The following is a 17,787-nucleotide window of genomic DNA, read 5'->3' as shown; positions in this document are numbered from 1 at the left end:
GATTACAATGATACTGATCAAAGAACGGATTGGAAAACTGGTGGAAGATCTTAAGGAGCTTATCTATGCGAAAGAAGTTCCTGTCACCAGTTACCGGATGTTAAAATCCGGAGAACGCTTTTTAAATGTCCAGGACCTTCGTACCGATGACTGGGAGGAACTTACTAGTGCAGAACTGTGGGGTGGCCACAGGGAATATTTCTGGTTTGAAACAGTCATTACCATTCCCAAGGATTTTAAGGATCAATGGGTGGTGTACGAGTTAAAAACCGGAAGAGAAGGGCTGTGGGATGCCACTAATCCCCAGTTTACCATTTATGTCAATGGTTTCAGGCGGCAGGGGCTTGACGTCAATCACAGGGAGGTACTGCTGACGGAAAAGGCAGAACCAGGTGAGACGTTTCGAATCGTTTTATCCGCATTTACCGGGGATCAGAATTTTAAGCTTGTCATGGATTCCAGGATAAAGGTGTTAGACAGGGAAACAGAGCAGTATTATTATGATATTTCTGTTCCTTATCAGGTCGCCAGGCTTCTTCCTGACAGTGACAGTGCTTATCTCTCCATCATTCATGCAGTGAATGAATCCTTAAATCTTCTGGACTTAAGAAAGGAATATTCGGAAGAATATTATGAAAGCCTGAAAAAAGCCCGGCAATACATGAGGGAAGAATTTTATAATAAATATAGCGGAAACAGCAAAGAAACGGTTTACTGCGTGGGCCATACCCACATTGACGTAGCCTGGTTGTGGACCCTTGCGGTTACGGAGGATAAGGCGGTAAGAAGCTTTTCCACGGTGCTGGAGCTGATGAAACAGTATCCGGAATACATCTTTATGTCAAGCCAGCCCCAGCTTTATAAATATGTTAAGAAGCATGCTCCCGAGGTTTATGAAGAGATACAAAAACGTGTTGCAGAAGGAAGATGGGAGACAGAAGGCGGCATGTTTGTGGAAGCAGACTGCAATCTCTCCTCCGGGGAGTCCCTTGTTCGCCAGTTCCTTCATGGAAAGGAATTTTTCAGGGAAGAATTCGGGAAGGACAATGAGATTTTATGGCTTCCCGATGTGTTCGGATATTCCGCCGCCCTTCCTCAGATCATGAAAAAATGCGGCATCAAATATTTTATGACTACGAAAATCAGCTGGAATGAATTCAATAAAATGCCCTATGACACCTTTGAGTGGGAAGGAATTGACGGAACCAGGATTTTAACCCACTTCAGCCCAAGCCGTGACTATCATAAGGCAGCTGAGGAAGGCGGAACAGAAACCGAGCATTTCACTACCTATAACGCATACATAAATCCTTCCCAGGTAAAAGGAGCCTGGGCCAGATACAGCCAGAAATATCTAAATGATGAGATTTTAATGTCCTTTGGCTACGGAGACGGCGGCGGCGGCCCTACCAAAGATATGCTGGAAAACCAGCGGAGAATTGAAACGGGCATACCAGGCTGTCCAAAGACTGTGATGAGTACGTCTAAGGCATTTTTTGAAAAGCTGGATAAAGAAGTAAGAGGAAAAAAATATCTGCCTTCCTGGGTCGGAGAATTATACTTGGAATATCACAGGGGCACCTATACCTCTATGGCAAGAAATAAAAAGTTCAACCGGAAATCAGAATTTTTATTTGAAAATGCAGAATTTTACTCTATGTTAGATGGAGTATTAAACCAGAATCCTTATCCCAGGGAGACCATTGAGGATGCATGGGAAGTGATCTTAAGAAACCAGTTCCATGATATCCTTCCCGGATCTTCCATTAAAGAGGTATATGAGGATTCCAAAAAGGAATATGAAGCAATAGGGAAATCCGGAAGGGAGCTTGTGGATCATGCCCTTTCCAATGTTTTAGAGGGTGTGTCTGGCCACAAGGATAATCTGGTGGTATTTAATCCTAACAGTTTTGAAGGGGAGGGAGCCGTATCCTTTCAAGCTCCGGAATATATGGTGAACTTAGGGGTAATGGATGGAGAGATCCTGTTTCCTGCGCAGAAGGCAGGCGATGGCTCCTGGCTGTTTTGTGCTTCCAAGGTTCCTTCTAAGGGCTATAAGACCTTTGAACTGCGGGAAGGAAGCTGTGATACCGGCTTAAGAGCGGATGAGAGGCATCTGGAGAATGAATTTATCTCCGTGACCTTCCATGAAAACGGGCAGATTTCTTCGATTTATGATAAGCAGAATGAACGGGAAGTGCTGAAAGAAAACAGGCATGCCAACGTACTGATGACCTATGAAGACAGACCCCACAACTATGATGCCTGGGATGTAAACAACTATTATGTAGAAAAGTCCTGGGAGATTACAGACGTAAACAGCATGGAACTTGTGGAAAACGGCCCGGTCCGCGCTACAATTTGTGTAAAGAGAAGATATCTGGACTCTGTCATTGAACAGTACATCTCCCTGTTATACAACAGTCCGGAAATTATTATTCGCAATGAGATCGACTGGAAGGAGAACCATATCTTCTTAAAGTCAATTCTCCCGGTTGATATTCATACGGACGAAGCTACTTTTGAGATTCAGTATGGTAATGTAAAAAGGAAGACTCATTACAATACCATGTGGGATTATGCAAAATTTGAGGTATGCATGCATAAGTGGATCGATGTTTCAGAGGATGATTATGGAGTCAGCATGATCAATGACTGCAAGTACGGATGTCACGTCCATGACGGTGAGATCGGAATCTCTATGTTAAAATCGGCAACTTATCCAAACCCGGATGCAGATAAAGAACACCATAGCTTTGTATTTTCCATCTACCCTCACAAGGGCGACTGGAAAACGGCAAAAACAATACAAAAGGCTTATGCCATGAATAATCCAATGACAGCTCTTGTAAAAGAGAAAGATGGAGGACAGCTGCCCGGAGCATTTTCTCTGGTAAAAGCGGATGCCGATAACGTTGTCATTGAGGTTGTGAAGCAGTCACAAAAGGGGAATGAACTCATCCTTCGCTTTTATGAGACAAACAACAGACGGACCATCGGGAATATGACCTTTGGAATGGACATTCAGAGAATCATGGAATGCAACATGCTGGAAGAGGAAGAGGCAGAGGTATCCTATCAGGACAGAACCGCTTCTTTTGCAATTCATCCTTATGAGATCAAAACATGGAAGGTTACGTTCCGGTAATCCTATTTTACAGGCTGAAGCAGCAGGCTTTTTTAAGTCTCTGCTTTGGCCTTTTTTAATAGATTCACTCCACTGGATTGTCTGATGGGTATGAAAAAAATAGAAAAAATAATGTTTATGTTTGCAGTTTTTTTCAAATGTGATACAATGATTGTATGACATCATGGAATATTAGACGAAAGATGAATTTGAAGAAGAGGGAGTGTGAATAAATGGAAGAGGTTTCTAGAATTCCGATCGTGCAGCAGGTGGTAAACAGTATGAAGGAATTTGCTGCAGCAGACGGAATAGAAGTCGGGCAAAAATTGCCTACGGAAAAAGAATGGTGTGAGAAGCTGACGGTGGGGCGTGGTACAGTCAGAGAAGCTTTCCGTATTCTAGAGGCCCGTGGCCTGGTGGAGATCAAACCTGGACGAGGAGCATTTCTGGTCAGTAAAAAAGAGCTGGGTCAGGAAGAGCTGGCAGAATGGTTCCTTAAAAATGAAGTGGAATTAAAGGATTATATCGAAGTCCGAAGTGCCGTGGAACCCTTATGTGCAAGGATCGTAGCGAAGCGGGCCACTGATGCGGAGCTTGAGCAGATTGAACGGATCCATTTCCGGTTTATCCGTGCAGTAGAGGAAGAGGACATTGCCGGGATGGCAAAATATGATGAGAAGCTGCACCGGCAGATCGTGGAAGCCAGCAAAAATAAGATGCTGATTTTTATGAGCAGAAAGATTGACGAGTGCATCCGGGATTTCCGGTTAAAGACATTCCAGGTACCGCAAAATGCCCAGAATGCCATAAAAGCCCATCATAATATAGTAGAAGCTTTAAAAGCGCGGGACGAAGAGGTATCGGAGCTTTATGCAAAGAGGCATATCTCCCTGATCAACACGGATTTGAATGTCATTATTAAGCGATAAGAGGTAGAAAAAGCAGCAGCAGAACGAATGGAATAAGATCGTTCAGCTGCTCTTTTTTATGTAAATCTGGTATCGCATCAAAACTGGGTAAAATGCTGATTTTTTTTAATTTGAACCACCGGAATTGATTTTACGGAAAGATAACTTTAATAGATGAACTTCTACCCTGCCTAAAAGAGAACCAGAGCGAAATAATAAGAAGATTCGGGAAGGAAAATATATACCAAATCCTGGCCGAAGGGGAGAAATACCAGAATATGGTAAAGATGTAATACAATCTGAGTGGGGAAATGTATGACAGACCTTTGTTAGTTTTGCATAATTTTAAAAATACTATTGACAAAATTCAATAAAAAATGTATTATTTAGTTGCGATATTGTATGACAGCAGACAAAAATGCAAACCCGGGAACGCAATAGAGAATGATATCATACAATGGTTTAAACATTTGTAACAAAAACTAGGGTATAAAAACAAAAACAAATCAAAGTATGCTACAAAAGAATGAAAAAATGTTGAGAGGTGGATTATTATGAGAAAAGTTACTGCAATTGTATTATCAGCCATGATGGCCTTATCTTTAAGCGCTTGCGGTTCCACTGCAAAGGAAAGCAATGTAACGGAAACAACAGCAGCAAGCTCAGGTTCAGAAACAACCGCAGCGAAAGCAGAGGAAACCAGAGAGCCCATTAAGATCGGTGTATCTGCACCGGATTTAACCAATGTGTTCTTTATCCAGATCAAGGATGCCATGCAGGCAGCTCTTAGCGGATCAAAGGATGAACTGATCATTCAGGATGCCGGCGGTGACCAGAATAAGCAGATGAATGACGTAGCAGATATGATCAACCAGGGCTGTGACGTTATCTGTATTTCCGCGATCAACTCTGAAGGAGTACGTGCTACCCTTGAAGCATGCAAGGAAGCTGACATACCTGTCATTGCATTTAATACCTCAGTAAAGAACCCGGAACTGGTTCAGTGTACGGTTGTTTCTGATAATAAAGAAGCCGGAAAACTGTGTGCACAGGCTCTGGCAGACTCTTTAGGCGGTAAAGGAAAAGTAGTAGAAATTACATATAGTACCACAGAAGTTTGCTACGATCGTCAGTTCGGTTTTGAAGAAGAATTAAAGAAGTATCCAGACATTGAAATCATTCAGACCAAAGACGTTGAGAAGCCAAAGTCCGATTATTCTCAGCCGATCATGGTAGACTTTATCAACGCAAACCCAGTTATCGACGGTGTATTCACCATCAATGATCCGACAGCACGCGGTGCCATCGCAGCTCTTAAAGAAGCAGGCCGCTTAGATGCAACCAAGGTTGTTTCCGTAGACGGTTCTGATGAAGGAAAAGGCTTTATCCGTGCCGGTGAAATGGTAGCATCTGCAGCACAGGATCCGGCAGGAATCGGTACAACCTGTATCGAAACAGCTTACCGTCTTCTGTCCGGACAGACCATTGAAGAGAAGGTAGTTGTACCAATGTCTATTATTACAGGAGAGAACGTAGATCAGTAATCCGTAAAGTGTTGACCCGTAGCGAAGAATGCAGAACAGGAGTGTTAAAAACATGTCAAATGAATATGTTTTTGAAATGAAAGATATTACCAAAGCGTTTGGTCGCAATGTAGTACTTGACGGAGTCAGTATTTCCATAAAGCCCGGAGAAGTCCGGGCTCTTATGGGAGAGAATGGCGCAGGAAAGTCCACCTTGATGAAAATACTTGGCGGAATTTTCAGTGCTGATTCGGGCATCATCTACATGGACGGGAAGGAAGCTTCCATAAAGACCGTAGACGATGCCCGCAAGTATGGTGTCAGCTTTATCCATCAGGAAATCACCAACATACCTGAGATGACAATTGCAGAAAATATTTTTCTTGGCCGGGAACCCAAAAACCATTTGAAGCTGGTGGATTACCGGAAAATGAAACATGAGGCGCAGAAGGCTCTTGATGCGCTGGGACTGGATCTGGATGCTGGGATGCTGATTCGGGGGTTATCCGTAGCACAGCAGCAGATGATAGAAATTGCAAGAGCAGTAAATGAAGGGGCAAAAATCCTGATTCTGGACGAACCCACAGCATCCTTGTCAAAAAGCGAAACAGACAATCTGTTTGCACAGATCGACCATTTAAAAAAAGCCGGAGTAGCGATGATCTACATCTCTCATCGTATGGAAGAGACCTTTAAGGTCTGTGATTCGGTAACGGTACTCCGTGACGGTAAGTTTATAGGAACCAGAGATACAAAAGAAACTACAGAAAATGAATTAATCAGCATGATGGTAGGCCGTGAATTTAACAACATGTATGGAAACAAACGTGTCATCGGCGGGGACGTCATCATGGAAGTGAAACATTTAACAACAGATAAGGTATTTGATATCAGTTTTACATTGAGAAAAGGGGAAATACTTGGATTCTCAGGATTGGTAGGAGCGGGGCGTACCGAGCTGGCACTGGCGTTATTCGGCATTGACAGCATTCAGTCAGGAGAAATCTGGCTGGAAGGGAAAAAGCTTACCATCAGTAAACCCAGGGATGCAATGAAAGCAGGCATCGCACTGGTGCCGGAAGAGCGTAAGGAGCAGGGGCTTTTCCTTAGCCATAGCATTGCAACCAATCTGACATTCCAGGTGCTTTCTGAATTTATACATCAGCTACGAGTGGACAAGAAAAAGGAATCGAATATTGTAGATGAGTTCAAGCAGAAGCTTTCTATTAAGATGGCCTCCGTGGAACAGACGGCAGGAGAGCTTTCCGGCGGTAACCAGCAAAAGATCGTTATATCCAAATGGCTGGCAGCAAAGCCGAAAGTACTTATTCTGGACGAGCCGACCCGAGGGATCGATGTAGGCGCAAAGGCAGAAATATATAAGCTGATGCACAGCCTGGCCAGTGAAGGAGTTTCCATTATCATGATCTCTTCCGAACTTCCGGAGATCATTAATAACTCCAGCCGGGTTGCTATCATGAGGGAAGGACATCTGGCCGGAATCTTAGACCAGCAGGAGACGGAAGCTACACAGGAAACGATCATGTCATTTGCAGTGGGAGGAGAACATACAACATGTTAAGCAAGAAGAACCAATCAGAGACATCTGAGATACAAGCACCAAGCCTCTGGAACACCAATCCCTTTATGATCTGGCTGAAACGCAACATGGCGGCCATGATCGCGTTGGTATTCCTGTGTATTATTTTATCGATTACAACCGATACCTTTCTTGTAAAAAATAACCTGCTCAGCGTATTGCGTCAGGTATGTGTCAATGGTTTTATAGCATTCGGTATCACATGCGTGCTGATCTGCGGCGGCATTGACTTATCCGTTGGTTCCGTTGTAGCGGCTGCCGGTGTTATCGCCGTACGCTGCGGGAATGCGGGACTTCCGGTAATCCTTTGCTTTCTGATCCCCTTATTATTTGGTGCGGTCATCGGCCTTTTCAATGGTTATGTTATTTCCCACACAACTTTGCCGCCATTTATCGTAACCTTATCCATGCAGATTATCGTACGAGGTGTCAGCTACATATTAACAGGCGGTCAGCCCGCACAGTCCAATAACGAAACATTCAACAACATGGGAGTAGGAAGCTTCCTTGGAATTCCCATTCCGGTTGTATTTGTAATCGTTGCATTTGTAATTCTTTATTTTATTATGAACCGTACCTCCTTTGGACGTCATGTCTATGCCACCGGCGGAAACAAGGAAGCAGCCAAGTACGCAGGTGTTGATACCAGATGGATTCAGGTAAGGGTATTTATCATCAGTGGTGTGATGGCAGCCTTAGCCGGTGTGGTTCTGGCAGCAAGACTGTATTCCGGTCAGCCATCCGTAGGAGAAGGCTTTGAACGTGATGCAATCGCAGCTTCCGTACTTGGCGGCACCAGCTTTAACGGTGGTATCGGTACAATGGGCGGAACCGTGATCGGTGTGTTGATCATCGGTGTTCTTAATAATGGTATGAACTTACTAAAGATAAGCAGCTACTGGCAGTTTGTAGTAAAGGGATGCGTAATCCTTGGAGCGGTATACGTGGATTACTTAAAAAAGAGAGGTTCCCTCAAAAAGTAATATTACATAATTTAGACGGAGGCATAAGAACATGATGGATATTGTGGAATTAAAAGGGAAATGCAGGGATATCCGAAAGGATATTATTAATATGACAGCTGATGCGGCCAGCGGCCATCCAGGCGGTTCTTTATCAGCGGTAGAGCTGATGGCAGCACTGTTTTATACACAGATGCGGGTAGATCCAAAGGATCCGGACAATGAGGACCGGGACCGCTTTGTACTGAGCAAGGGACATGCAGCTCCCTGCTATTATGCGGTATTAGGTGAGATGGACTTTTTTGACAAAGCAGAGTTCAAGAACTTCCGTCAGCTCCACAGCATTCTTCAGGGACATCCGGATGCAAAAAAGGTTCCCGGAATCGATGCTTCCACCGGCTCTCTGGGACAGGGAATCTCCATTGCCGTAGGAATGGCACTTGGGGCAAAGGCTCAGAATAAGGATACAAAAGTATATACCCTGCTAGGAGACGGAGAACTTCAGGAAGGACAGGTCTGGGAGGCATGCATGGCAGCAGCCAACTATCATCTGGACAATCTTACGATCATCATTGATAACAACGGTCTTCAGATCGACGGAAGCAATGAACAGGTTATGTCCCTCGGTGATTTATCTTCCAAATTTAAAGCTTTTGGATTTCATGTACTGGAACTTCCGGACGGTAACAATCTGGAAGAAGTTCTGGCAGCATACTCCATCAGCACCATGGAAGGAAAGCCAAAATGCATCCTGGCGCACACTGTAAAAGGAAAAGGCGTTTCCTTTATGGAAAACCAGGTAGGCTGGCACGGTAAGGCACCAAGTGAAGCAGAAAGACAGCAGGCATTAAAGGAACTGGAGGGTTAATGACATGAGTGAAATGAAAGCAATTAGAGTGGCATATGGGGAAGCGCTTGCTGAACTTGGCGAAGCAAATGAGAAAGTTGTTGTAATGGATGCGGATCTGGCACATGCCACCATGACTGCGACCTTTGCAGAAAAGTTCCCGGAACGGTTTTTTAATGCAGGCATTGCAGAAGCAAACATGGTTGATATGAGTGCGGGCCTTTCTACCATGGGATACATACCTTTCTGCAGTACCTTTGCCATATTTGGTGCCGGACGGGCTTATGAGCAGGTAAGAAATGGTGTTGCTTACCCTAATTTTAATGTAAAGCTGGGTATGACCCATTCCGGAATCACACTTGGGGAAGACGGCGGAAGCCACCAGGCCATAGAAGATATGGCTCTTATGCGGGTAATTCCTGGCATGACCGTGATCGTTCCCTGTGATGCAAGCGAAACCCACCGCGCCGTAAAGGCAGTTGCAGAAATGCAGGGACCGGCTTATCTTCGTCTGGCAAGACTTCCAAGTCCGGTGTTTGAAGAGGATATGCCTTTTGTAATCGGAAAGGCTAACGTATTAAAAGAAGGTAAGGATGCAGTGGTATTTGCCTGCGGCATCATGGTGTCCACCGTACTGGAATGTGCAAAGAAGCTAGAGGCAGAAGGAAAATCCGTCACTGTTGTCAATATGCATACCATTAAGCCTATTGACAGGGAGTGCATTTTGAAATATGCTGAGATGTGTAAGAATGTAATAACCGTGGAAGAACACAGCGTCATCGGCGGTCTTGGAGATGCAGTTGGTGATGTTCTTCTGGAAAACAGCTGTAATGTAACATTTAAGAAGATCGGTGTACAGGACCGGTTCGGCCAGTCCGGAAAACCGGAAGAGCTTTTAGAGGAATACGGACTGAGTGAGAAACAAGTATATAATCAGATAAAAGGAGTGTTGGAAGCATGAGAATCGCATTAATTAATGAGAACAGCCAGGCGGCTAAAAACGAAATGATTTACAACAGCTTAAAGAAGGTTGCAGATACAAAGGGCTATACAGTGGATAACTATGGCATGTATTCCGCTGAGGACAGCAATTCCCTGACTTATGTACAGAACGGAATCCTGGCAGCCATCCTTTTAAACTCCGGCGCAGCAGATTATGTAATTACCGGATGCGGAACCGGCGAAGGTGCCATGCTGGCATTAAACAGCTTCCCGGGCGTGATCTGCGGTCATGTGTGTGATCCAAGCGACGGGTATATGTTTGCACAGATCAACGACGGCAATGCGATCGCCATGCCGTTTGCAAAAGGCTTTGGCTGGGGTGCAGAACTGAATCTTGAATATACATTTGAAAAACTATTCTCTGAAGAAAGCGGACAGGGATATCCAAGAGAGAGAGCCATTCCGGAGCAGAGAAATAAGAAAATCTTAGATGTGGTAAGAGAAAATAACTTAAAGGATATCCTGACCTGCTTAAAGGGACTTGACCAGGAACTGGTAAAGGGAGCCGTTGGCGGCGAGAAGTTTGGTGAACTGTTCTTCGCAAACTGCAAGGATGAATCCATTGCTGAATATGTAAAGAGCCTGCTGGCATAGGAGGTTTCTTATGCTGAAAAATAAACCATCGGGAGTTGCCCATGTGGCAATTCCCACGGATGAACCGGAAGCAACCATAGCCTTCTACGAGAATCTGGGATTTACCAGACTGGTGGATGGAGGAATCCGGGGAATGCTGCAATGCGGGACCTGTGTCATAGAATTCTATCCAAGACGCCAGGAGATAAAGCCCATCGGAAACATCGATCATATAGCCTTAACCTGCGAGAACCTGGATGAAGCATACAAGGAAATCGTGGCCCAGGGACATAAACTTTTATCCGATGGAATAGAATCCAACCAGATGTTTGCCCCTCTCACCAATCGCTTCTTTCTTTTTCAGGGACCGAATGGAGAGAAGATTGAATTTTGCAAAGTTGGCTAGTTATGAATAAATATAACATTTAAGGAGAATTGCCATGAGATTTTTTATCGATACAGCAAATACGGAAGACGTAAAGAAAGCAAACGATATGGGCATCATCTGCGGTGTTACCACGAATCCTTCCCTGATTGCCAAAGAAGGCAGGGATTTCGTTGAAGTCATCAAAGAAATCACTTCTATCGTGGATGGACCCATCAGCGGAGAAGTGAAAGCGACAACGGAGGATGCAGAAGGCATGATCGCAGAGGGCCGTGAAATCGCAGCGATCCATCCCAATATGGTTGTTAAGATCCCAATGACCGTGGAAGGATTAAAAGCCGTTAAGGTGTTGACTGCAGAAGGAATCAAGACCAATGTAACACTGGTGTTTTCTGCTGCTCAGGCACTTTTGGCTGCCCGCGCAGGCGCAACCTACGTTTCACCCTTCTTAGGCCGTCTGGATGACATCTCCATGCCGGGTATTGATTTGATTTGTGACATCATGGATATTTTTAAGGAACACGGAATTGAGACAGAAATCATTGCAGCCAGCGTCCGCAACCCGATCCATGTCATTGACTGTGCAAAGGCAGGAGCCGACATTGCTACCGTGCCTTACAGTGTACTGGTACAGATGGTAAAGCACCCGCTGACCGATCAGGGAATTGAGAAATTCAAGGCGGATTATAAAGCAGTATTTGGTGAATAACAGTAGAGCAGATTAGGGCGAAGTCTTTTCAGGCTTCGCCCTTTCTTTCTGTTTTCTTTTCTGGCTATCGGACCCATCCGTTTTAGCACTTCACGGGGACCTTCTGGCTGCTTCATAAGCTATTACCGTGCTGAATCTTCCAGCAGGATTTAAAGAACTGGGATACAGATTTCACAAAGGTGCCGCTCTATAAGCTCTGACTTATAACGCTCTAAAATCGGCCGTGAAGAATCAGGAATATAGCTTTCTGCAAAAAGCCGCTGGAAAACTTCTTCCCAGGCCTGTTTAACTGCCTCGGCTGTATGGCCTATGGTAAAGACTCCATACCTGCCTCCGGTGATGCTGCCTATGTGAACCTCTTTTTCAGTGGAAGAGTCTTCAAAAGAGCCACAATCAGGGTATCCGTCCGGCAGGAGGATACAGGCATCATACCGGCACATTTCGGGTGATATCATCTGGGGATTATCCTGGGCGATACCCAGAATTACGGAATGGCCGTTCAATAAATTCCTGGACTTTGCCCAGTGCTTTAAACGTTCCATGGTCTCTATATTGCCCGGACCATAAGGGCCGGTATGCCTGATATAAGCCATGGAGCAGGGGGCAATCTGTTCTATTTTAAAAGTCATTGTATTTCCTTCTTTCCTTGTATTAGGACCGATCCTTTTTCACAGTACAATGATATAAAATGAATTGCAACTGAATTTTTAAAAGTTGTACAATTTCACTAATGGTACCCGTAACAGTAGCCTCGAGGATCTTACTCTTGCATAAATAAAAAAGTAGTAATAAAATAGTTAGGAGAATTGTAATGGTAACGGATCGGATCAAGGCCATTACTGGAGATTTAAGGAGAATGGTAAGCATTGCAATATTGGGAAATGATTTTAAAAATCACAAATGGAGGAACCGGAATGAAAAATGATATACTTTCAGAAGAGCACTGCCCATACTGCAAAAGACATTGTTCTTTAAAAGCTCCCCACTGCGGAAAGGGAAGAGCATTAGCAGAAAAGAGAAAAAAGGAAGAAAAGAAGGAAAAAGAAGGAAAAAAGGAAACAGCCATGGTTCCTGAAACAGATGAATGGAAAGATATCCAGTCTGAACTCAGGCTGATGCGTCTTTTTCAGAATGTCAGCCTTCTGCTGCCTGAGCGAAAAGCCAGGAAGCAGGGCGGGAAAGGGGCCAGGCTTTATATAATGGCAGAATTGGCTGAAAAAGGTGACCTGACACAAAAGGAGATTAAGGAAAATTCCGGGATGCTTTTTAAGGAACTGGAGGAAGCTTTGCAAAAGCTGGAGAAAAAGGGCTGTGTCAGCCGGAAGCAGGAGGAAGGAAGAGACATAAAGATCTCACTTACCGGTAAGGGATTCGAGGCGGCCAAAGAACATATGGGGGAGTGGAAGAGGGAAAATGACAGTATTTTTTCCCCGCTCACGGAGGAAGAAAAAGGTTCGCTGGAACAAATTCTGAAAAAAATTCTGTCCTGAAAAAACTACGCCATGAATATGGCATTTTCCATAAGACCAGGGTTGTGTTTCGCTAAAAATTGTAGTACAATGCAACAGGATATCATCCGATTATTATGTTTTATGATGCGGCTGCCGCAGGAGGAGTACCATTGAAATACCAGGTAAAGAAAACCAGGTCTGTCAGCCGGATACTGGCACTGTTATGTTGTATTGCTTTGCTTTTTGGAGAACTGAATGTGCTGGGCATGGACTGGAATCCTGGACAGGCCCTTTTGATTATAACGCAGGCCCTGCCAAAGGGATATACTCATCCGAAAAAGAATGACGCGGTCGCTGAATTTCCGGGGGCCTTAGAGGAAGAGGCTGCGGGTGAAACTCTGGTTGATGCCTGGAGCAGGTACTTAATCGGAATCTTACCATTAAAGTATCTGGTGGTCAAAGAATTATTCCTGATTGCCCCGCTTGTTTTATGGTCGGAACGAACCATGTTGATGAAGGAGGGGGCTGCCGGCAGAGAGTATCTGATCAGGTACATCCATGATTCGGATGGTGAGAAAGGAGTAAGGGCTGAAATTTAAAAAGTATTTAAAATATTAATAAGAAAAGAGGATAACCTATGAAGCCAGGAAAGAAAATGCTTGCTGCAATTTTAATAGTAATTGCGGCTCTCATTTATGTTGCGGCATTTGGGGCCGGAAGCGGTATTAAGGGCGTACGTGAAATGCGTTACGGCATTGATATCCGCGGAGGAGTGGAAGCAGTCTTTGAACCCCAGGGACTTGACCGCAGCCCATCAGAAAAGGAACTTGATACAGCCAGACAGGTCATAGAGACCCGTATGGATAACCAGAATATCGTTGACCGCGAGGTGACTGTGGATAAGGACGGAGGATATATCATCGTCCGGTTCCCATGGAAATCCGGGGAGACCAATTTTAACCCGGAGGAGGCCATTGCGGAGTTAGGTGAGATGGCAGAGCTTACATTCCGGGATCCTGATGGTAATGTGCTGATTCGGGGAAAAGATGTGCAGAACGCAGCCCCTGAGACCGCAAATAACAACGGGATCAAGAGCTATCAGGTAGCTCTTAGCTTTAACGCAGAAGGCTCCAAGCTGTTTGAAGATGCGACAGGGAAGCTGATCGGAAAACGGATGAGCATATACATGGATCAGGATCTGATTTCCAGCCCGACGGTACAGACTAAGATATCAGGCGGACAGGCCGTTATTACAGGAATGCAGGATTATGATGATGCAAAGAATCTGGCTGAGAAGATCAATGCAGGCTCTCTTCCATTTTCCCTTAAGACCACCAATTTCTCCACCATAAGCCCTTCTCTTGGCAACAATGCTTTATCGATCATGATATATGCAGGAATGGCTGCGTTTTTAGTGATCTGTTTGTTTATGCTTGTATTTTACAAGCTGCCAGGTGCCGTTGCCTGTGTTACACTGGTTCTGCAAACGGTTCTGCAGATGCTTGCTGTATCTATTCCCCAGTATACCTTAACCCTCCCAGGTATCGCCGGTATTATCCTTACCATAGGTATGGCGGTGGATACGAATATTATTATTTCAGAACGTATCTCGGATGAACTAAAAAAGGGAATTTCTGTTAAAGGCGCAGTATTGACCGGATATAAAAATGCGTTCTCGTCTGTTTTAGACGGAAATGTGACCACAGCCATTGTTGCAGTGATCCTGATGTTTTTAGGTTCAGGTACCATGCTGAGCTTTGGTTATACTTTACTAATCGGTATGATCGTGAACCTCTTGGTAGGTGTTTCTGTTTCCAAGCAGCTTTTATTATCCCTGATTAAGAATAATCCATGGAATGATAATAAATGGTTCCGGATCAGAAAAGATAAAAAAATCATACCATTCTATCAGAAGAAATATATTTTCGGTATCATCTCCGGGGTGATTATTCTTTCCGGAATTGCAGGCTGCTTCGTTTTTGGAGTAAAGTTGGATACCCAGTTTACCGGAGGTGCGGTATTAAGCTATTCCGTATCAGACGAAGCGGAAACCGGTAAGATCCAGGCCGCTATTGAGAAGCAGACAAACCGGCCGGTTACGGTTCAGATCAAGGAAGATAACATGACCGGACTTAAGAGACTTTCCGTCACACTTGCAGGAAATGCGGGTATGTCTCCGGAAGATCAGACAAAGGTAACGGATGCTATAAACAGCACCTCCGACAAGGTAGATGCAAAGCTGTCAGAGACCTATGTGGTTGAGCCTTATATCGGAGCGAAAGCACTGAAAAACGCAGTGGTTGCCATTATATTATCTCTGCTTTTCATTGTTATCTACGTCTGGATCCGGTTCTCTGCCATATCCGGTCTTCCGGCAGGAGTTACTGCATTGATCGCACTGATCCATGATGTGGCTGTGGTATTCTTTGTATTCGTGTTGTTCCGGATTCCGTTAAATGATGCCTTTGTGGCGGTTGTCCTAACGATCATCGGTTATTCCATCAACGATACCATCGTTATCTATGACCGAATCCGTGAAAACAGAAAGAAGGATTCAAAAATGCCGGTCGATGAGCTGGTAAATGTAAGTACCTCCCAAACCCTTGGAAGATCCATCAATACGTCCTGTACTACGGGGATCTGCGTGCTTATCATTCTGGCGGCTTCGGTTTATTTCCAGATTGGGTCTATTTTGCAGTTTTCACTTCCAATGTTCTTTGGTATCCTGACCGGATGCTACTCATCCATTTGCGTGGCTGGTACGCTCTGGGCTATGTGGGAGAAGAAAAAAGTAAAAAAGTAAAAAGTTAAAAAGTAAAAAGCGCTTTTTGAGCCAGTAAAGGCCGCTGCTTTGTCACTGAGGAATCGGGGACAAAGCAGCGGCCTTTTCTTATGTATATGTGGAAATATAAGCCTGGATTTTTTCATAGGTATAACACTGAGGAATTATAATTATACATTATTGGCATACCGGAGAATATTGACAAATACACGTAGCGTCATTAAACTGAAGAAAGTAGCTATTACAGAATAATACATAATTATGCACTTTAAGAGGAGAGGAATTATGAAAAAAAACATCAAAAAACTTATTTCGCTGGGTTTGGCTGTTTCCATGGCGGCTGCATTATCCGCCTGCGGAAGTTCTTCAGGCCCTTCCCCCACAACATCTGAAACAACGGCTGCGGCAGGCTCCGACGCAGCGGCTGAAAACACAGGAGCAAAGATCCTCCGTGTAGCGGCAGTGGATCCCCAGGTTGCATATGATATGCAGCAATATACATACAGCCTTATCATGAAGGTTACGGATAATGTGGTGGAATCCCTTCTTACGACCCTTGATGGAGGAAAGGTGGTTCCAACACTTTTAGCTAAGGAGCCGGAGCTGTCTGATGATATGCTTACCTATTCCTTTGAACTGACCGGCGGAGTTAAATTCCATAACGGGGAAACTCTGAAAAGCTCTGATGTGAAGTACTCTCTGGAAAGGGTTGTAAAAAAGCAGAGCATGGGAAGCCTTTTGGAAAAGGTGGAAGGCTATGAAGCTCTGGCAGACGGTTCTGCCAATGAGCTGACCGGAATCAAAGTCATTGATGATACTCATTTTACCATTACGTTGTCAGAGGTCTATACGCCGTTTGTTTCTGTTTTATCCACTCCATACTGCGGGATATATCCTGCAGAGGCCTGTGAGGCGGCAGGGGATAATTGGGGAAAGACAGAACTGATCGGTACCGGCCCCTTTAAGTTTGACAGCTATACCCCGGGCGTGGGCGTGGAGATTTCAAGATTTGACGGCTACTACGGCAATGCCCCTAAGCTTGACGGTGTAAGCTATAAGTTCATTGAGGATGCCAATACTCAGGTTCTGGAATACCAGAAGGGAAATATAGATTACGTGGATGTGGAGACAAACATGTATCCGGTTTATCAGGCAGATCCAAAATTAAAAGATCAGATGCATATGTTCCAGCCGATCGGTGGATATTACATGACCTTTAATGTTAAGTCTATTTCCGATCCTAAAATAAGACAGGCCATTTCCATGTCCATCAACAGACAGGCGATTTGTGAGAGTATTTTCCATGGCACTGCAAAGCCTGCAAGCTCCTTTATTCCTGCCGGCATCATCGGACATGATGATTCCCAGGAGGAATTTGCTTACGATCCAGAGGGCGCAAAGGCTCTTCTTGCAGAGGCAGGATATGCAAATGGATATGACCTCCGGCTTACGGTAAACACAAAATATGCCACCTCTATCCCCATTGCCACCGCATTCCAGGAGCAGGCAAAGGCAGCAGGCATTAACGTTACAATTGAACAGGTTGATTCAGCGGCATGGTCTGATATGAAAAAATCCGGCGGCGTGGATGCCGGAGTGGGCAACTGGTATGTGGATTACAACGATCCGGACAGCATGCTGTATCCGGTAAGTGATTCCCGTACAGACCGATCTTCAAGCTTCTGGCACAACGAGGAATTTAAGAAACTGATGGAGGCCGGTGTGCAGACCTCGGATGAAGCAGAGCGCCAGGAAATTTATGTAAAGGCTGAACACATTCTCTCAAGAGAGGATTATGCTATTGCACCTATATACAATGAGTCTAAATGTTATCTTTTAAACCCAAAGATTACAGGACTTGTTATGGATTCAACATTCCGAAACTTTTACGCTAACGCTGATATCCAACAATAATGCA

At 44.6% G+C, this 17,787-nt stretch carries 15 protein-coding genes; 14 read left to right on the top strand and 1 reads right to left on the bottom strand.

The window, feature by feature from the left end:
- Positions 1–7 precede the first annotated feature (7 nt).
- From H171_RS14720 to fsa, 10 genes are all read left to right on the top strand, one after another.
- Positions 8–3,148: an alpha-mannosidase gene (locus tag H171_RS14720; protein ID WP_100305826.1), complete on the top strand. Its 3,141-nt coding sequence runs from the start codon at positions 8–10 to the stop codon at positions 3,146–3,148.
- A gap of 212 nt (positions 3,149–3,360) precedes the next feature.
- Positions 3,361–4,056 (top strand): FadR/GntR family transcriptional regulator, encoded by a 696-nt coding sequence (locus tag H171_RS14715; RefSeq protein WP_100041241.1) that lies wholly within the window; start codon positions 3,361–3,363, stop codon positions 4,054–4,056.
- A gap of 533 nt (positions 4,057–4,589) precedes the next feature.
- A complete protein-coding gene (locus H171_RS14710) occupies positions 4,590–5,579 on the top strand; it encodes a sugar ABC transporter substrate-binding protein (protein ID WP_100305825.1) in 990 nt (329 codons plus the stop codon).
- Positions 5,580–5,631: 52 nt separating this feature from the next.
- Positions 5,632–7,140 carry a sugar ABC transporter ATP-binding protein gene (locus H171_RS14705; protein ID WP_100305824.1) on the top strand — a complete coding sequence of 503 codons (1,509 nt, stop codon included), beginning with the start codon at positions 5,632–5,634 and terminating at the stop codon, positions 7,138–7,140.
- Positions 7,134–8,141 carry an ABC transporter permease gene (locus H171_RS14700; protein ID WP_242976968.1) on the top strand — a complete coding sequence of 336 codons (1,008 nt, stop codon included), beginning with the start codon at positions 7,134–7,136 and terminating at the stop codon, positions 8,139–8,141. Before H171_RS14705 ends, H171_RS14700 begins: the two co-directional genes overlap by 7 nt.
- Before the next feature lie 34 nt (positions 8,142–8,175).
- Complete coding sequence (locus tag H171_RS14695) at positions 8,176–8,988, top strand: transketolase (RefSeq protein WP_100307541.1); 813 nt, start codon at positions 8,176–8,178, stop codon at positions 8,986–8,988.
- 4 nt (positions 8,989–8,992) lie between these two features.
- A complete protein-coding gene (locus tag H171_RS14690) occupies positions 8,993–9,928 on the top strand; it encodes a transketolase family protein (protein ID WP_100305823.1) in 936 nt (311 codons plus the stop codon).
- Positions 9,925–10,563 (top strand): RpiB/LacA/LacB family sugar-phosphate isomerase, encoded by a 639-nt coding sequence (locus H171_RS14685; RefSeq protein ID WP_054790654.1) that lies wholly within the window; start codon positions 9,925–9,927, stop codon positions 10,561–10,563. Before H171_RS14690 ends, H171_RS14685 begins: the two co-directional genes overlap by 4 nt.
- A gap of 10 nt (positions 10,564–10,573) precedes the next feature.
- Entirely contained in the window at positions 10,574–10,948 is a 375-nt protein-coding gene (locus tag H171_RS14680; protein WP_100305822.1) for a VOC family protein, read from the top strand.
- A gap of 34 nt (positions 10,949–10,982) precedes the next feature.
- Positions 10,983–11,636 carry a fructose-6-phosphate aldolase gene (gene fsa / locus H171_RS14675; protein WP_100305821.1) on the top strand — a complete coding sequence of 218 codons (654 nt, stop codon included), beginning with the start codon at positions 10,983–10,985 and terminating at the stop codon, positions 11,634–11,636.
- Positions 11,637–11,785: 149 nt separating this feature from the next.
- Here fsa and H171_RS14670 read toward each other — a convergent pair whose 3' ends face one another.
- Positions 11,786–12,265, bottom strand: a complete 480-nt coding sequence (locus H171_RS14670) for an AraC family transcriptional regulator (protein ID WP_100305820.1) — start codon at positions 12,263–12,265, stop codon at positions 11,786–11,788.
- A gap of 285 nt (positions 12,266–12,550) precedes the next feature.
- Between H171_RS14670 and H171_RS14665 the strand changes: the two genes are divergently transcribed.
- The 4 genes from H171_RS14665 to H171_RS14650 all read left to right on the top strand — a co-directional run bounded on the left by H171_RS14665 (position 12,551) and on the right by H171_RS14650 (position 17,783).
- On the top strand, positions 12,551–13,126 hold the full coding sequence (locus H171_RS14665; RefSeq protein WP_100305819.1) for a MarR family winged helix-turn-helix transcriptional regulator: 576 nt from the start codon (positions 12,551–12,553) through the stop codon (positions 13,124–13,126).
- Between the two features lie 131 nt (positions 13,127–13,257).
- Positions 13,258–13,686, top strand: a complete 429-nt coding sequence (locus tag H171_RS14660) for a hypothetical protein (protein ID WP_100305818.1) — start codon at positions 13,258–13,260, stop codon at positions 13,684–13,686.
- Positions 13,687–13,724: 38 nt separating this feature from the next.
- The gene (gene secF / locus H171_RS14655) at positions 13,725–15,890 is read left to right on the top strand and encodes a protein translocase subunit SecF (protein WP_100305817.1); all 2,166 of its coding nucleotides are present in this window, start codon (positions 13,725–13,727) and stop codon (positions 15,888–15,890) included.
- A gap of 264 nt (positions 15,891–16,154) precedes the next feature.
- Entirely contained in the window at positions 16,155–17,783 is a 1,629-nt protein-coding gene (locus tag H171_RS14650) for an ABC transporter substrate-binding protein (RefSeq protein ID WP_100305816.1), read from the top strand.
- Positions 17,784–17,787 lie beyond the last annotated feature (4 nt).

Source organism: [Clostridium] celerecrescens 18A (assembly GCF_002797975.1).
Taxonomy (GTDB): Bacteria; Bacillota; Clostridia; order Lachnospirales; family Lachnospiraceae; genus Lacrimispora; species Lacrimispora celerecrescens.
The sequence above is the reverse complement of the archived record's forward strand: the minus strand, read 5'-3'. Positions and strand labels throughout refer to the sequence as shown.

Excerpts from the sequence above, each read along its gene's own strand:
- H171_RS14720 (WP_100305826.1), top strand. The coding sequence starts at position 8 with ATGATACTGATCAAAGAACGGATTGGAAAACTGGTGGAAGATCTTAAG.
- H171_RS14715 (WP_100041241.1), top strand. The coding sequence starts at position 3,361 with ATGGAAGAGGTTTCTAGAATTCCGATCGTGCAGCAGGTGGTAAACAGT.
- H171_RS14710 (WP_100305825.1), top strand. The coding sequence starts at position 4,590 with ATGAGAAAAGTTACTGCAATTGTATTATCAGCCATGATGGCCTTATCT.
- H171_RS14705 (WP_100305824.1), top strand. The coding sequence starts at position 5,632 with ATGTCAAATGAATATGTTTTTGAAATGAAAGATATTACCAAAGCGTTT.
- H171_RS14700 (WP_242976968.1), top strand. The coding sequence starts at position 7,134 with ATGTTAAGCAAGAAGAACCAATCAGAGACATCTGAGATACAAGCACCA.
- H171_RS14695 (WP_100307541.1), top strand. The coding sequence starts at position 8,176 with ATGGATATTGTGGAATTAAAAGGGAAATGCAGGGATATCCGAAAGGAT.
- H171_RS14690 (WP_100305823.1), top strand. The coding sequence starts at position 8,993 with ATGAGTGAAATGAAAGCAATTAGAGTGGCATATGGGGAAGCGCTTGCT.
- H171_RS14685 (WP_054790654.1), top strand. The coding sequence starts at position 9,925 with ATGAGAATCGCATTAATTAATGAGAACAGCCAGGCGGCTAAAAACGAA.
- H171_RS14680 (WP_100305822.1), top strand. The coding sequence starts at position 10,574 with ATGCTGAAAAATAAACCATCGGGAGTTGCCCATGTGGCAATTCCCACG.
- fsa (WP_100305821.1), top strand. The coding sequence starts at position 10,983 with ATGAGATTTTTTATCGATACAGCAAATACGGAAGACGTAAAGAAAGCA.
- H171_RS14670 (WP_100305820.1), bottom strand. The coding sequence starts at position 12,265 with ATGACTTTTAAAATAGAACAGATTGCCCCCTGCTCCATGGCTTATATC.
- H171_RS14665 (WP_100305819.1), top strand. The coding sequence starts at position 12,551 with ATGAAAAATGATATACTTTCAGAAGAGCACTGCCCATACTGCAAAAGA.
- secF (WP_100305817.1), top strand. The coding sequence starts at position 13,725 with ATGAAGCCAGGAAAGAAAATGCTTGCTGCAATTTTAATAGTAATTGCG.
- H171_RS14650 (WP_100305816.1), top strand. The coding sequence starts at position 16,155 with ATGAAAAAAAACATCAAAAAACTTATTTCGCTGGGTTTGGCTGTTTCC.